The sequence below is a fragment of the Pantoea sp. X-Soil-YNGN-844 genome (assembly GCF_059730595.1).
The window spans coordinates 3,873,085-3,888,714 of record NZ_AP036007.1 but is presented as its reverse complement, the minus strand read 5'-3'; the positions used below and the strand labels follow the sequence as shown (position 1 = coordinate 3,888,714).

The window sequence follows — 15,630 nt, the reverse complement described above, 5'->3', positions numbered from 1 at the left end:
GCCTCACCATTTTAATTCAGAGGCGGCATTTATGCCGCCTCTTGTTTAACGATTCAGAGGAGTTTTCACATGGCACTTTGGGGTGGACGGTTTACTCAGGCAGCGGATCAACGTTTTAAACAGTTCAATGACTCGCTGCGCTTCGATTACCGCCTGGCAGAGCAGGACATCATTGGCTCTGTTGCCTGGTCCAAAGCGCTGGTGACGGTAAATGTCCTGACTCAGGATGAGCAGCAGCAGCTGGAAGCGGCCCTGAATACGTTACTGGATGAAGTCCGTGAGGATCCTGAGCAGATCCTGCAGAGCGACGCCGAAGATATCCACAGCTGGGTTGAAGGCAAGCTGATCGACAAAGTCGGTGCGCTGGGCAAAAAACTGCACACCGGTCGTAGCCGTAACGATCAGGTCGCGACCGATCTGAAACTGTGGTGCAAAGTGCAGATTGAGGCGTTGCTGGGTGCAACCCGCGAACTGCAGCAGGCGCTGGTGGTGACTGCTGAAGCCAATCAGGATGCCGTGATGCCAGGCTACACCCACCTGCAACGCGCGCAGCCGGTGACGTTTGCGCACTGGTGTCTGGCCTACGTTGAAATGCTGGCGCGTGACGAGAGCCGACTGCAGGATACCCTGAAGCGGCTTGATGTCAGCCCGCTGGGCTGTGGCGCTCTGGCTGGTACCGCTTACGAGATTGATCGTCAGCAGCTGGCTGGCTGGCTGGGTTTTGCTTCTGCCACGCGTAACAGTCTGGATACCGTATCAGACCGCGATCACGTGCTGGAGCTGCTCTCTGATGCGGCCATTGGCATGGTGCATCTGTCGCGCTTTGCCGAAGATATGATCTTCTTCAATACCGGCGAAGCGGGCTTTATTGAGCTGTCAGATAAAGTCACCTCTGGCTCCTCACTGATGCCGCAGAAGAAAAACCCGGATGCGCTGGAGCTGATTCGCGGCAAGTGTGGTCGGGTGCAGGGCGCACTGACCGGCATGATGATGACGCTGAAAGGTCTGCCGCTGGCCTACAACAAAGATATGCAGGAAGACAAAGAGGGGCTGTTTGACGCGCTCGACACCTGGCTCGACTGTCTGCATATGTCCGTACTGGTGCTGGATGGCCTGCAGGTTAAACGTCCGCGCTGCCAGGAAGCCGCTGAACAGGGTTACGCAAACTCCACCGAACTGGCTGACTATCTGGTCGCTAAAGGCGTGCCGTTCCGTGAAGCACACCATATCGTCGGAGAAGTGGTGGTGGCTGCCATCGGGCAGGGCGTGGCGCTGGAAGCGCTGTCGCTTGCGCAGTTGCAGCAGTTCAGTACGGTGATTGGCGAGGATGTTTATCCGATTCTGGCGCTGCAATCCTGTCTGGATAAGCGTAATGCGCAGGGCGGTGTTTCGCCGCAGCAGGTTGCCCGTGCCATTGATGACGCAAAGCAACGTCTGGCGTAAATAGCAGGTAAAAAAAAGCGGGCATAGTATATGCCCGCCAACCTCTAGCTTCAGAATTACTACTTTTTTATAGGCACATCATCAAAGCGCCTGCTCTCCCGGCCGACGCTCAGATTCTTTACGCTGACAGCAGGTAGTGTTGCAACTCCTCACTGCCGCCAATATGACGACCGCCCATGAAGATCTGCGGCACCGTCGCCCGGCCTGAAACGGCACGCAGACTCACGGTTGTCGCATCCTGTCCCAGCACAATCTCTTCGTACTGAATACCATGATCCATCAGCATCTGTTTTGCCTGAGTGCAGAAGGTGCAGCCAGGTTTAGTAAAGATGGAGACCGACTCCTGGGCTTTACACTCCGGCGCCAGATAGCGCAGCATGGTGTCGGCATCGGAGACCTCAAACGGGTCGCCAGGTTTGTTCGGCTCAACGAACATTTTCTCGACCACGCCGTTACGCACCAGCATCGAGTAGCGCCATGACCGCGGACCAAAACCGAGATCGGCCTTCTCAACCAGCATCTCCATGCCACGCGTGAACTCGCCGTTGCCATCAGGAATAAAAGTAATATTGTCTGCGCGCTGTTCGGCTTTCCAGGCGTTCATCACAAAGGTGTCATTCACCGAGACGCACAGAATGCTGTCCACGCCCTGTTGGGCAAACAGACCCGCTAATTCGTGGTAACGCGGCAGATGGCTGGAGGAGCAGGTCGGTGTAAATGCACCCGGCAGTGAAAAAACGATTACCGTTTTATCTTTAAACAGCGCTTCTGTGGTGACATCGACCCAGCGATCGCCCTGACGCGTGTGAAAAGTGACTGACGGAATCGCTTTACCTTCCTGACTTGCAAACATTTTTTGCTCCTGACCTGCCGTGTTCCATTTGATGCGCGCATTATTCCCAACCACCCTTGATAGGGCCAATCGTTCATTGCTATTCTATCTATCGCCACGGGCTATCGTGGTCTGGAGGGTAATAATGAATATTCGTGATCTTGAATATCTGGTTTCGCTTGCTGAACACCGTCATTTCCGCCGTGCCGCGGATGCGTGTCATGTCAGTCAGCCAACATTAAGCGGGCAGATCCGTAAGCTGGAAGATGAGCTGGGTGTGATGCTGCTGGAGCGCACCAGCCGTAAAGTGCTGTTCACACAGGCAGGTCTGCTGCTGGTGGATCAGGCGCGAACGGTGCTGCGTGAAGTGAAAGTGCTGAAAGAGATGGCCAGTCAGCAAGGGGAAGCGATGTCAGGTCCGCTGCATATCGGCCTCATCCCGACCACCGCGCCTTACTTATTGCCACAGATTATCCCGACGCTGCACCAGACATTCCCGAAGCTGGAGATGTACCTGCACGAAGCGCAGACGCAGCAACTGCTGTCTCAGCTCGACAGCGGCAAGCTGGACTGCGCGATTATCGCGCTGGTCAAAGAGAGTCAGGCCTTTATCGAAGTGCCGCTGTTTGATGAGCCGATGAAGCTGGCCGTCTATGCCGATCATCCGTGGTGCGATCGCGATCGCGTACCGATGTCCGATCTGGCTGGGGAGAAGTTGCTGATGCTGGAAGACGGGCACTGTCTGCGTGACCAGGCGATGGGTTTCTGTTTTGAGGCGGGTGCGGATGAAGATACCCACTTCCGCGCGACCAGTCTTGAGACGCTGCGTAATATGGTGGCGGCTGGCAGCGGCATTACGCTGTTACCAGCGCTGGCAGTCCCGCCGGAACGCATCCGCGATGGCGTCTGCTATCTTCCCTGCTACAAACCGGTGCCACAGCGTACGATTGCGCTGGTCTATCGTCCGGGGTCACCTCTGCGCAGCCGTTATGAACAACTGGCAGAGGCGATTAAAACCCACATGGCCCACTATTTCGACGCTACGTTAAAACAGGCGGTTTAAGCCGTTTAACGCGGCAACGCGATAAGCTTCAGCCATGGTCGGATAGTTAAAGGTGGTATTCACGAAGTACTCAATCGTGTTGCCACCATTTTTCTGCTCCATGATCGCCTGACCGATGTGAATAATCTCGGCAGCACGCTCACCAAAGCAGTGGATCCCCAGAATCTCTTTCGTTTCGCGATGAAACAGAATCTTCAGGCTGCCCACGTTCATGCCGACGATCTGCGCGCGCGCCAGATGTTTGAACTGCGCACGACCCACTTCGTAAGGCACCTTCATCGCCGTCAGCTGCTGCTCGGTTTTACCCACGGAGCTGATTTCCGGAATGGTGTAGATGCCGGTCGGGATATCTTCAATCAGGTGCGCGGACGCTTCTCCTCTGATAATCGCCTGCGCGGCAATACGGCCCTGATCGTAAGCAGCAGAGGCCAGGCTTGGATAGCCAATCACGTCACCCACGGCATAGATGTGCGGCTGAGCCGTCTGATACATGCTGTTCACTTTCAGCAGGCCACGACCATCCGCTTCCAGACCGACATTTTCCAGCGACAGTGAATCGGTGTTACCGGTACGGCCGTTGGCGTAAAGCAGGCAGTCTGCTTTCACTTTCTTGCCGGACTTCAGATGCATGATCACGCCATCTTCCACGCCTTCGATCTTCTCAAACTCTTCGTTGTGACGAATGACTACGCCGCTGTTCCAGAAGTGGTAAGAGAGAGAGTCCGACATCTCCTGATCAAGGAATGCCAGCAGACGATCGCGGGTGTTAATCAGATCAACTTTGACGTTCAGGCCACGAAAAATAGATGCATATTCACAGCCAATTACGCCCGCACCATAAATAATGACATGGCCCGGTTCGTGGTGCAGGTTGAGGATAGAGTCAGAGTCATAAACGCGGGGATGGGTAAAGTCGACATCGTCAGGATGATAAGGTCGTGAACCGCAGGCAATAACAAACTTCTCTGCCGTCAGCGTCTCACGCGTGCCATCGGGTTGCTCAATCTCAATGGTATTGGCATCTACAAAATGCGCATCACCCTGATAAAGCTCACAGCGGTTACGCTCGTAGAAGCCCTGACGCATGGCTGTCTGCTGGCTGATCACATTTTCAGTGTGATTGAGAATGTCGGCGAAAGAGGAGCGAAGCAGTCGGGTATGGTCGCTGTAGAGCGGGTTCTGGTTGAATTCAATAATGCGACTGACGGCGTGGCGAAGGGCTTTAGAAGGGATGGTGCCCCAGTGCGTACAACCGCCGCCGATGTTGTGGTAGCGTTCGATCACGGCGATGCGCGCTCCCTGTTTTACCAGCCCCATCGCCGCCCCTTCACCGCCGGGCCCTGAGCCAATCACAATGGCATCGTAATCGTAAGACTTTTGCATACCGATACGTCCTATTATTTATACATTTTTACAACGAGATTCTAACATCTCGTCGCGCACTTCTGAATTCTATCAGCGATTTTCATCACATTTTGACAAAGAGTGAGGTTCACAGGCGGTGACAAAGATTGCCAATCTGTACGCTGAAAATTTTGTTATAGTGCCCACTCAATACCGCTAAAGGCAGAGAGCATGGGCGTCAGAGCGCAACAAAAAGAACGTACACGACGTACACTGATTGAAGCAGCTTTCAGTCAGCTCAGCGCCGAACGCAGTTTTACCAGTCTGAGTTTGCGGGAAGTCGCCCGTGAAGCGGGAATAGCACCTACCTCTTTTTATCGTCATTTTAAGGATGTTGATGAGCTTGGTCTGACGATGGTGGATGAAAGCGGACTGATGCTGCGACAGCTGATGCGTCAGGCGCGCCAGCGTATCGCCAAAGGTGGCAGCATCATTAAAACGTCGGTGGCGACCTTTATGGAGTTCATCGGCAACAACCCCAACGCTTTTCGCCTGTTACTGCGTGAACGTTCCGGTACCTCTGCCGCTTTTCGTGCCGCCGTGGCGCGTGAAATTCAGCACTTCATCGCTGAACTGGCCGATTATCTTGAGGTCGAAAATCGCATGCCGCGTAGTTTTACCGAAGCGCAGGCTGAAGCGATGGTGACCATTGTTTTCAGCGCCGGTGCAGAAGCACTGGATGTTGATGCTGAGCAGCGACGTAAGCTTGAGGATCGGCTGGTGCTGCAGCTGCGTATGATCGCCAAAGGCGCTTATTACTGGTATCGCCGTGAGCAGGAACGACTGGCGGTTACCCTGGAAAAACCCGAAGAGCAATAAGTAAGGATCCGTCCATGACCCACCCAGGTATGCGCGATAAAAGCACTCTGGCACTGGCTTTTATTACCGGCTTAGCGATTAACGGCTCGTTTTCTGTGCTGTTCAGCGCTTTTGTTCCCTTTTCGATTTTTCCGCTGATTGCGCTGGGTCTGGCGGCCTGGTGTCTGCATCAGCGTTATCTCAACACCAACATGCCGGACGGCATGCCAGGTCTGGCGGCGGCGTTTTTCCTGCTGGGGATTCTGGTGTATAGCGCGCTGGTGCGGGCGGAATACCCGGACATTGGCTCCAACTTTGTTCCTACCGTTCTGATGGTGGCGCTGGTGTTCTGGATTGCGACGCGATTTAAGCGCAAGCGTAATCAGTAGGAATATCATCAGGAATATAAAAAAACGGGAACCTCAGGGTTCCCGTTTTTGTTACGCTTTACGCGTCAGCAGAACGCCGCATTCCATATGGTGGGTATAGGGGAACTGATCAAACAGCGCCAGCCGCGTTACCTCATGCGTTTCTGACAGCGTCTGCAGATTGTCGCTCAGGGTTTGCGGATTGCAGGAGATGTAAAGGATACGCGGATAGGCCTGCACCATTTTCACCGTCTCTTCATCCAGTCCGCTGCGGGGCGGATCGACAAAAATCGTCTCGCATTCGTAGCTTGTCAGGTCAATCCCTTCCAGACGATTAAAGCTGCGTACGCCATTCATCGCCTGCGTAAACTCTTCCGCTGCCATGCGAATGATCTGCACGTTATCAATCTGGTTGACGGCAATGTTGTATTGCGCCGAGGCAACAGAGGGTTTGGCGATTTCAGTCGCCAGCACGCGGCGGAAATTACGCGCCAGCGCCAGCGAGAAGTTACCATTGCCGCAATAAAGCTCCAGCAGATCACCCTGGGAATCCTGCGTCACATCCAGCGCCCACTCCAGCATCTGAATATTCATCGCCGCGTTAGGCTGGGTAAAACTGTTCTCGACCTGACGATAGATAATCTCACGACCCGCCACGGGCAGACATTCGTCTACATAGTCGCGATCCAGACAGACTTTGGTTTTGGTCGCACGGCCAATCAGCTGCACATGCAGCCCTTCCGCGCGCAGCTGGTCACGCAGCGCCACGGCTGCCTGCTGCCACTCATCATCCAGTTTGCGGTGATAGAGCAGCGAAATCACAATCTGATTGCTCAGGGTCGACAGATAGTCGATCTGGAACAGTTTATGACGCAGGGTACGGTTATCACGGATCGCGGCGATCATCTTTGGCATTAGCTGATTGATCAGCTGGCTGGCCGCCGGGAACTGATCAACACGGATCCGCTCGCGTGTCTGCTGATCAAAAATGATGTGGTAGATATCATCGCCGTCGTGCCACAGGCGGAATTCGGCGCGCATCCGATAGTGGCTGACCGGTGAACGGAACACCTCCACGTCGGGCGCAGCAAACGGCGTCATCATCGTCTCTAAACGACTGACTTTTTCCGCCAGCTGTGCGTCATAGTCTTCAATGGGGAGATGTTCGGGTGTCATGAGCAATCCTGATTAATAGCTTACCAGCGGGCGATTGTAGGCATTCACTTGCTGATGTCCAGTCCTGCAGCGAGAAGATATTTAGCAGTCTGGACTTCCGTATCTCCACTCCGTAGACTGCAAGCACCGGCCTCAAGCCTGAGTTACCAGGGAATCCAGTGTGAATCTGGAGCTGACGCGCAGCGGTAAGGAATGTCGTGATGTGTGCAAGTGCAGACACTGTCCTGCGGGATGGGAAGTCATCATCACTTATGGTTCCCAGCCCGAAGACCTGCCGGTGTAACGTCGCTACTCGTTCAATCATCGCGTTCTATTGATTGTCGGCCCGCGGCATCCTGCTTCGTCTTATGGATGCGATTAAAAATGACTAAAAAAACTGCATCGCTGTTCGCGCTGAGCGCAACGGCGATTTCCCTCTGGACGCAAAACGGTTTTGCGCAGGGAAATGATGATACGCAAATCGTTACCGCCAACCGTTTTGCTGAACCCGTTTCAGGTGTGCTGGCACCGACCACCGTCGTCACGCGAGATGAGATTGATCGCTGGCAGGCCAAAAGTCTGACGGATGTGATGCGCCGCCTGCCGGGTGTCGATGTCGCACAGAATGGCGGATTGGGGCAGCAGAGTTCACTGTTTATCCGGGGAACCGAGTCCCGACATGTGCTGATCCTGATTGATGGTATCCGGCTTAATCAGGCGGGTATCAGCGGTTCGTCTGACCTCAGCCAGATCCCTCTGTCGCTGGTGCAGCGCATCGAATATGTTCGCGGCGCGCGGTCTGCGGTTTACGGTTCTGATGCGATTGGCGGCGTGGTGAATATCATCACAGGTCGATCGCAACCGGGCACCACGCTGACGGCTGGCATGGGGTCAAATGGTTATCAGACATACGATGGTTCCACCCAGCAGAAACTGAGTGATGCGACAAAGCTGACCCTGGCTGGCAACTACACCTATACCAAAGGGTATGACGTGGTGGCGGGCTATCCCAATGACTATGGTCCGGCGCAGCACGATCGCGACGGCTTCATGAGCAAAACGTTGTATGGCAACCTTGAGCATCAGTTCAGCGATGAGCTCAGTGGTTTTGTGCGCGGCTACGGATTTGATAACCGCACCGCCTACGACGGTTCATATACCTACGATAATAATTCCAATATTATCGGGCTGGCGGATACCCGCCAGCTCTACAGCCAGACCTGGGACACCGGGTTACGCTTCAATCGTGACTTCTACTCTACCCAGCTCATCGCCAGTTATGGCCATACCAAAGACATCAACTATGATCCACGCAATGGCCGCTACGGTGCCGCGTCCACCTTTGATGATGTCACCCAGTACAATCTGCAGTGGGGCAACACCGTGCAGGTGGGGCAGGGCGCCGTCAGCGCCGGTGTCGACTGGCAGAAAGAGACGACCGAGCCGGGCACGAACTATCTGTCAGAGAGCTATGAGCAGCGTAACACCGGCCTCTACCTGACCGGCCAGCAGCAGGTTGGCAGCGTCACCCTTGAAGGTGCGATACGCGGTGACGACAACAATCAGTTCGGCTGGCATAACACCTGGCAGACGGCGGCGTCATGGGAGTTCATCTCTGGTTACCGCGCATTCGCCTCTTATGGCACTGCTTTTAAAGCACCGAATCTGTCGCAGGTTTACAGTCCGTTTTATGGTAATCGCGACCTCGACCCGGAAAAAAGTAAGCAGTGGGAAGGCGGTTTTGAAGGCCTGAGCGGGCCGGTAAACTGGCGCGTGTCGGGCTATCGCAATGACATTGATAACCTGATTGAAGGCGATCCGCAGACCTTCCGCTACTACAACATTGAGCAGGCGCGTATTAAAGGCGTTGAAGCCACCGCCGGATTTGATACCGGGCCGCTGACGCATCAGCTCTCTTATGATTATGTTGATGCGCGGGATGGCAGCACCGATCAGCCCCTCATTCGCCGGGCTAAGCAGCAGGTGAAGTATCAGCTCGACTGGACGCTGTATGAGTTTGACTGGTCCGTCACCTACCATTATCTGGGCGACCGTTATGATACCGACTTTAACAGCACGCCCAGCCGACGCGCGAAGTTAGGGGGAGTGAGCCTGTGGGATCTCGCCGTCTCATATCCGGTCACTTCACAACTCACGGTTCGTGGTAGAATTGCCAACCTGTTCGATAAAGATTACGAGACAGTGTATGGCTATCAGACTCCAGGACGAGAGTATTACCTCAGCGGCAGCTACAACTTCTGATTTGCGCCCTACCGTGCTGGTGTTTGATTCCGGCGTCGGTGGACTTTCTGTCTATGACGAGGTCCGTCAGCTATTGCCGGACCTGCATTATCTCTATGCCTTCGATAACGCGGGCTTCCCATACGGTGAGAAAAGCGAAACCTTCATCGTGGAGCGGGTAGTCGCTATCGTTGAGGCTATTACGCAGCGCTATCCTCTCTCATTGGTCATCATCGCCTGTAATACGGCCAGCACGGTTTCATTACCCGCTTTACGTGAACGCTTTGCGTTTCCTGTGGTGGGGGTGGTGCCGGCAATTAAACCGGCCGCGCGCCTGACGCGTAATGGCGTGGTGGGATTACTGGCAACGCGGGCTACGGTGCGCCGTCCTTATACTCATGAGCTGGTGTCGCAGTTTGCCGGCTCCTGCAACATTGAGATGCTGGGATCGGCCGAGCTGGTGGAGCTGGCAGAAGCGAAGTTGCACGGTGAGGAAGTTGCACTGGACGAGGTGCGCCGCATTGTCCAGCCGTGGCTGCGGATGGCTGAGCCACCGGATACGGTCGTCTTAGGCTGTACGCATTTTCCTTTACTGCGCGAAGAGCTGCAGCAGGTGTTGCCTGAAGGAACGCGTCTGATTGATTCCGGTGCGGCAATCGCCCGACGTACCGTCTGGCTGCTGGAGCATGAATCGCCAGAAGTGCACTCCTCTCAGCAGAATGTCGCATTCTGTACGGCGCTGGATGGCGAAGCGGTACAATTATCACCCGTTTTGCAGCGTTATGGCTTCCCGTTGCTCGAAAAACTGGCGCTTTAGCGGCTTTTAGCTGAAAAAATCAGCACTCGGAATTTTATTTGAAATTAGCACTTGTCAGCCTCCGAGAACTCCCTATAATGCGCCTCCACTGACACGGCACAACGGCTTACGAAGCGCCGGGTTGAGTAGGTTCGAAATCATACGAACCAGTGAGTTAAGCGAAAATAAATGCTTGACTGACAATGCGGAAAGCGTAATATACGCAGCCCGCGCCGCTGTAAATCGCGGCATGCTCTTTAACAATTTATCAGACAATCTGTGTGGGCACTCGCAGGATTGATATCAGCGTCTCAGGACGCAAAAAATATCAAAGCCTCACGAGTGAACACATAATGAAATTCATTATGACGTTTTACAGATGAGCACCGCTTAACTTGTTTAAGCAAATCAAACTTAAATTGAAGAGTTTGATCATGGCTCAGATTGAACGCTGGCGGCAGGCCTAACACATGCAAGTCGGACGGTAGCACAGAGAGCTTGCTCTTGGGTGACGAGTGGCGGACGGGTGAGTAATGTCTGGGGATCTGCCCGATAGAGGGGGATAACTACTGGAAACGGTGGCTAATACCGCATAACGTCGCAAGACCAAAGAGGGGGACCTTCGGGCCTCTCACTATCGGATGAACCCAGATGGGATTAGCTAGTAGGCGGGGTAATGGCCCACCTAGGCGACGATCCCTAGCTGGTCTGAGAGGATGACCAGCCACACTGGAACTGAGACACGGTCCAGACTCCTACGGGAGGCAGCAGTGGGGAATATTGCACAATGGGCGCAAGCCTGATGCAGCCATGCCGCGTGTATGAAGAAGGCCTTCGGGTTGTAAAGTACTTTCAGCGGGGAGGAAGGCGGTGCGGTTAATAACCGCATCGATTGACGTTACCCGCAGAAGAAGCACCGGCTAACTCCGTGCCAGCAGCCGCGGTAATACGGAGGGTGCAAGCGTTAATCGGAATTACTGGGCGTAAAGCGCACGCAGGCGGTCTGTTAAGTCAGATGTGAAATCCCCGGGCTTAACCTGGGAACTGCATTTGAAACTGGCAGGCTTGAGTCTTGTAGAGGGGGGTAGAATTCCAGGTGTAGCGGTGAAATGCGTAGAGATCTGGAGGAATACCGGTGGCGAAGGCGGCCCCCTGGACAAAGACTGACGCTCAGGTGCGAAAGCGTGGGGAGCAAACAGGATTAGATACCCTGGTAGTCCACGCCGTAAACGATGTCGACTTGGAGGTTGTGCCCTTGAGGCGTGGCTTCCGGAGCTAACGCGTTAAGTCGACCGCCTGGGGAGTACGGCCGCAAGGTTAAAACTCAAATGAATTGACGGGGGCCCGCACAAGCGGTGGAGCATGTGGTTTAATTCGATGCAACGCGAAGAACCTTACCTACTCTTGACATCCACGGAATTCGGCAGAGATGCCTTAGTGCCTTCGGGAACCGTGAGACAGGTGCTGCATGGCTGTCGTCAGCTCGTGTTGTGAAATGTTGGGTTAAGTCCCGCAACGAGCGCAACCCTTATCCTTTGTTGCCAGCGATTCGGTCGGGAACTCAAAGGAGACTGCCGGTGATAAACCGGAGGAAGGTGGGGATGACGTCAAGTCATCATGGCCCTTACGAGTAGGGCTACACACGTGCTACAATGGCGCATACAAAGAGAAGCGACCTCGCGAGAGCAAGCGGACCTCACAAAGTGCGTCGTAGTCCGGATCGGAGTCTGCAACTCGACTCCGTGAAGTCGGAATCGCTAGTAATCGTGGATCAGAATGCCACGGTGAATACGTTCCCGGGCCTTGTACACACCGCCCGTCACACCATGGGAGTGGGTTGCAAAAGAAGTAGGTAGCTTAACCTTCGGGAGGGCGCTTACCACTTTGTGATTCATGACTGGGGTGAAGTCGTAACAAGGTAACCGTAGGGGAACCTGCGGTTGGATCACCTCCTTACCTGAAGATACCTTCCGGCGCAGTGTCCACACAGATTGTCTGATAAAAAGTAACGAGCAGAAAAAACCTCTACAGGCTTGTAGCTCAGGTGGTTAGAGCGCACCCCTGATAAGGGTGAGGTCGGTGGTTCAAGTCCACTCAGGCCTACCAAATTCGCACTCACGCTGCGTTATGTCTCCGGCTCGCATAGTTCACTATGCTTCGCGGAAACATGCCTTGCCTGAGCACGAATTGCATTTCTCACGAAGTGTACTCGGTTGAGTGGTAGTAGTGGTCTCTGCAGTAACTGTATGGGGCTATAGCTCAGCTGGGAGAGCGCCTGCCTTGCACGCAGGAGGTCAGCGGTTCGATCCCGCTTAGCTCCACCATACCGTTTTAACTGTTTTTTCTGAATACTTCAGAGCGTACCGGCAACGGTGTGCTGCGAAGTATTATGCTCTTTAACAATCCGGAACAAGCTGAAAATTGAAACGACGTGTCGTTTTCATTCTCCGTAATAAGAATGAAAAATACGATGCGTTCGAGTCTCTCAAATGCTTGCAGCTTACAGCGTTGAAAAACGCCTGTGGGTTGTGAGGTTAAGCGACTAAGCGTACACGGTGGATGCCCAGGCAGTCAGAGGCGATGAAGGACGTGCTAATCTGCGTAAAGCGACGGTAAGGTGATATGAACCGCTACAGCCGTCGATGTCCGAATGGGGAAACCCGGTGCACTCTGTGCATCATTGCAGCATGAATACATAGTGCTGCAAGGCGAACCGGGGGAACTGAAACATCTAAGTACCCCGAGGAAAAGAAATCAACCGAGATTCCCCCAGTAGCGGCGAGCGAACGGGGAGCAGCCCAGAGCCTGAATCAGCATGTGTGTTAGTGGAAGCGTCTGGAAAGTCGCAGGGTACAGGGTGATACTCCCGTACACAAAAGCACATATGCTGTGAGCTCGATGAGTAAGGCGGGACACGTGGTATCCTGTCTGAATATGGGGGGACCATCCTCCAAGGCTAAATACTCCTGACTGACCGATAGTGAACCAGTACCGTGAGGGAAAGGCGAAAAGAACCCCGGCGAGGGGAGTGAAACAGAACCTGAAACCGTGTACGTACAAGCAGTGGGAGCCTTCTTTATGGGGGTGACTGCGTACCTTTTGTATAATGGGTCAGCGACTTATATTCTGTAGCAAGGTTAACCGTATAGGGGAGCCGCAGGGAAACCGAGTCTTAACTGGGCGTTAAGTTGCAGGGTATAGACCCGAAACCCGGTGATCTAGCCATGGGCAGGTTGAAGGTTGGGTAACACTAACTGGAGGACCGAACCGACTAATGTTGAAAAATTAGCGGATGACCTGTGGCTGGGGGTGAAAGGCCAATCAAACCGGGAGATAGCTGGTTCTCCCCGAAAGCTATTTAGGTAGCGCCTCGTGAACTCATCTCCGGGGGTAGAGCACTGTTTCGGCTAGGGGGCCATCCCGGCTTACCAACCCGATGCAAACTGCGAATACCGGAGAATGTTATCACGGGAGACACACGGCGGGTGCTAACGTCCGTCGTGAAGAGGGAAACAACCCAGACCGCCAGCTAAGGTCCCAAAGTCATGGTTAAGTGGGAAACGATGTGGGAAGGCACAGACAGCCAGGATGTTGGCTTAGAAGCAGCCATCATTTAAAGAAAGCGTAATAGCTCACTGGTCGAGTCGGCCTGCGCGGAAGATGTAACGGGGCTAAACCATGCACCGAAGCTGCGGCAGCGACGCTTAGGCGTTGTTGGGTAGGGGAGCGTTCTGTAAGCCGTCGAAGGTGTGCTGTGAGGCATGCTGGAGGTATCAGAAGTGCGAATGCTGACATAAGTAACGATAAAGCGGGTGAAAAGCCCGCTCGCCGGAAGACCAAGGGTTCCTGTTCAACGTTAATCGGAGCAGGGTGAGTCGACCCCTAAGGCGAGGCCGAAAGGCGTAGTCGATGGGAAACAGGTTAATATTCCTGTACTCGGTGTTACTGCGAAGGGGGGACGGAGAAGGCTATATCAGCCGGGCGACGGTTGTCCCGGTTTAAGCGTGTAGGCGGAGGGTCCAGGTAAATCCGGTCCCTTATTAACGCTGAGGCGTGACGACGAGGCACTACGGTGCTGAAGTGATAAATGCCCAGCTTCCAGGAAAAGCCTCTAAGCATCAGGTAACACAGAATCGTACCCCAAACCGACACAGGTGGTCAGGTAGAGAATACCAAGGCGCTTGAGAGAACTCGGGTGAAGGAACTAGGCAAAATGGTGCCGTAACTTCGGGAGAAGGCACGCTGGCGCGTAGGTGGAGGGATTTACTCCCCGAGCCGAAGCCAGTCGAAGATACCAGCTGGCTGCAACTGTTTATTAAAAACACAGCACTGTGCAAACACGAAAGTGGACGTATACGGTGTGACGCCTGCCCGGTGCCGGAAGGTTAATTGATGGGGTTATCCGCAAGGAGAAGCTCTTGATCGAAGCCCCGGTAAACGGCGGCCGTAACTATAACGGTCCTAAGGTAGCGAAATTCCTTGTCGGGTAAGTTCCGACCTGCACGAATGGCGTAATGATGGCCAGGCTGTCTCCACCCGAGACTCAGTGAAATTGAACTCGCTGTGAAGATGCAGTGTACCCGCGGCAAGACGGAAAGACCCCGTGAACCTTTACTACAGCTTGACACTGAACATTGAGCCTTGATGTGTAGGATAGGTGGGAGGCTTTGAAGCGCGGACGCCAGTCTGCGTGGAGCCAACCTTGAAATACCACCCTTTAATGTTTGATGTTCTAACGTAGGCCCGTGATCCGGGCTGCGGACAGTGTCTGGTGGGTAGTTTGACTGGGGCGGTCTCCTCCTAAAGAGTAACGGAGGAGCACGAAGGTCAGCTAATCACGGTCGGACATCGTGAGGTTAGTGCAATGGCATAAGCTGGCTTGACTGCGAGAGTGACGGCTCGAGCAGGTGCGAAAGCAGGTCATAGTGATCCGGTGGTTCTGAATGGAAGGGCCATCGCTCAACGGATAAAAGGTACTCCGGGGATAACAGGCTGATACCGCCCAAGAGTTCATATCGACGGCGGTGTTTGGCACCTCGATGTCGGCTCATCACATCCTGGGGCTGAAGTAGGTCCCAAGGGTACGGCTGTTCGCCGTTTAAAGTGGTACGCGAGCTGGGTTTAGAACGTCGTGAGACAGTTCGGTCCCTATCTGCCGTGGGCGCTGGAGAATTGAGGGGGGTTGCTCCTAGTACGAGAGGACCGGAGTGAACGCACCACTGGTGTTCGGGTTGTCATGCCAATGGCATTGCCCGGTAGCTAAGTGCGGAAAAGATAAGTGCTGAAAGCATCTAAGCACGAAACTTGCCCCGAGATGAGTTCTCCCTGACTCCTTGAGAGTCCTGAAGGGACGTTGAAGACGACGACGTTGATAGGCCGGGTGTGTAAGCGCAGCGATGCGTTGAGCTAACCGGTACTAATGACCCGTGAGGCTTAACCTTACAACGCCAGAGGCGTTTTTGAGAGACAGATTTTCAGCTTATTCCGGATAAAATTAGCGGAAACGAAAGATTTTGCGGCGTGACGAGGC

9 protein-coding genes, 2 tRNA genes, 2 rRNA genes and 1 riboswitch are annotated in these 15,630 nt (G+C 54.1%); of the genes, 10 read left to right on the top strand and 3 right to left on the bottom strand.

Features of this window, described 5'->3' with window-relative positions; translation table 11 throughout:
• Nucleotides 1–69 precede the first annotated feature (69 nt).
• Entirely contained in the window at nt 70–1,443 is a 1,374-nt protein-coding gene (gene argH, locus AC6I8C_RS18120) for an argininosuccinate lyase (RefSeq protein WP_497823224.1), read from the top strand.
• A gap of 118 nt (nt 1,444–1,561) precedes the next feature.
• Here argH and AC6I8C_RS18115 read toward each other — a convergent pair whose 3' ends face one another.
• On the bottom strand, nt 1,562–2,296 hold the full coding sequence (locus tag AC6I8C_RS18115; RefSeq protein ID WP_497823223.1) for a glutathione peroxidase: 735 nt from the start codon (nt 2,294–2,296) through the stop codon (nt 1,562–1,564).
• Nucleotides 2,297–2,420: 124 nt separating this feature from the next.
• On the opposite strand from AC6I8C_RS18115, the gene oxyR reads away from it, so the two are divergent.
• Nucleotides 2,421–3,338 (top strand): DNA-binding transcriptional regulator OxyR, encoded by a 918-nt coding sequence (oxyR, locus tag AC6I8C_RS18110; protein WP_497823222.1) that lies wholly within the window; start codon nt 2,421–2,423, stop codon nt 3,336–3,338.
• Here oxyR and sthA read toward each other — a convergent pair.
• Complete coding sequence (gene sthA, locus AC6I8C_RS18105; protein ID WP_497823221.1) at nt 3,321–4,721, bottom strand: Si-specific NAD(P)(+) transhydrogenase; 1,401 nt, start codon at nt 4,719–4,721, stop codon at nt 3,321–3,323. The genes oxyR and sthA overlap by 18 nt on opposite strands.
• Before the next feature lie 192 nt (nt 4,722–4,913).
• On the opposite strand from sthA, the gene fabR reads away from it, so the two are divergent.
• A complete protein-coding gene (gene fabR, locus AC6I8C_RS18100) occupies nt 4,914–5,561 on the top strand; it encodes an HTH-type transcriptional repressor FabR (RefSeq protein ID WP_013359449.1) in 648 nt (215 codons plus the stop codon).
• A gap of 14 nt (nt 5,562–5,575) precedes the next feature.
• On the top strand, nt 5,576–5,929 hold the full coding sequence (locus AC6I8C_RS18095; RefSeq protein ID WP_312121367.1) for a YijD family membrane protein: 354 nt from the start codon (nt 5,576–5,578) through the stop codon (nt 5,927–5,929).
• 51 nt (nt 5,930–5,980) lie between these two features.
• Here the strand turns inward: AC6I8C_RS18095 and trmA are convergent, their stop codons facing one another.
• Complete coding sequence (gene trmA, locus AC6I8C_RS18090; protein ID WP_497823220.1) at nt 5,981–7,084, bottom strand: tRNA (uridine(54)-C5)-methyltransferase TrmA; 1,104 nt, start codon at nt 7,082–7,084, stop codon at nt 5,981–5,983.
• Between the two features lie 110 nt (nt 7,085–7,194).
• Nucleotides 7,195–7,377, top strand: a riboswitch (cobalamin riboswitch).
• 70 nt (nt 7,378–7,447) lie between these two features.
• Between trmA and btuB the strand changes: the two genes are divergently transcribed.
• The 6 genes from btuB (at nt 7,448) to AC6I8C_RS18060 (ending at nt 15,541) form a co-directional block, all read left to right on the top strand.
• Nucleotides 7,448–9,325, top strand: coding sequence for a TonB-dependent vitamin B12 receptor BtuB (gene btuB / locus AC6I8C_RS18085; RefSeq protein WP_497823219.1), 1,878 nt, complete (start codon nt 7,448–7,450; stop codon nt 9,323–9,325).
• Entirely contained in the window at nt 9,270–10,121 is an 852-nt protein-coding gene (murI, locus tag AC6I8C_RS18080) for a glutamate racemase (protein ID WP_497823218.1), read from the top strand. The genes btuB and murI overlap by 56 nt, the downstream gene beginning before the upstream one ends.
• A 395-nt stretch (nt 10,122–10,516) precedes the next feature.
• A 16S ribosomal RNA gene (locus tag AC6I8C_RS18075) occupies nt 10,517–12,056 on the top strand.
• 73 nt (nt 12,057–12,129) lie between these two features.
• A tRNA-Ile gene (locus AC6I8C_RS18070) sits at nt 12,130–12,206 on the top strand.
• Between the two features lie 142 nt (nt 12,207–12,348).
• Nucleotides 12,349–12,424, top strand: a tRNA-Ala gene (locus AC6I8C_RS18065).
• 208 nt (nt 12,425–12,632) lie between these two features.
• Nucleotides 12,633–15,541: ribosomal RNA gene (locus AC6I8C_RS18060) — 23S ribosomal RNA — on the top strand.
• Together the 16S and 23S rRNA genes with 2 tRNA genes alongside form the textbook arrangement of a ribosomal RNA operon.
• The last annotated feature ends 89 nt before the right edge of the window (nt 15,542–15,630 follow it).

What these genes read in the sequence shown, in the direction of transcription:
- argH (WP_497823224.1), top strand. Translation starts at nt 70, where the DNA reads ATGGCACTTTGGGGTGGACGGTTTACTCAGGCAGCGGATCAACGTTTT.
- AC6I8C_RS18115 (WP_497823223.1), bottom strand. Translation starts at nt 2,296, where the DNA reads ATGTTTGCAAGTCAGGAAGGTAAAGCGATTCCGTCAGTCACTTTTCAC.
- oxyR (WP_497823222.1), top strand. Translation starts at nt 2,421, where the DNA reads ATGAATATTCGTGATCTTGAATATCTGGTTTCGCTTGCTGAACACCGT.
- sthA (WP_497823221.1), bottom strand. Translation starts at nt 4,721, where the DNA reads ATGCAAAAGTCTTACGATTACGATGCCATTGTGATTGGCTCAGGGCCC.
- fabR (WP_013359449.1), top strand. Translation starts at nt 4,914, where the DNA reads ATGGGCGTCAGAGCGCAACAAAAAGAACGTACACGACGTACACTGATT.
- AC6I8C_RS18095 (WP_312121367.1), top strand. Translation starts at nt 5,576, where the DNA reads ATGACCCACCCAGGTATGCGCGATAAAAGCACTCTGGCACTGGCTTTT.
- trmA (WP_497823220.1), bottom strand. Translation starts at nt 7,084, where the DNA reads ATGACACCCGAACATCTCCCCATTGAAGACTATGACGCACAGCTGGCG.
- btuB (WP_497823219.1), top strand. Translation starts at nt 7,448, where the DNA reads ATGACTAAAAAAACTGCATCGCTGTTCGCGCTGAGCGCAACGGCGATT.
- murI (WP_497823218.1), top strand. Translation starts at nt 9,270, where the DNA reads ATGGCTATCAGACTCCAGGACGAGAGTATTACCTCAGCGGCAGCTACA.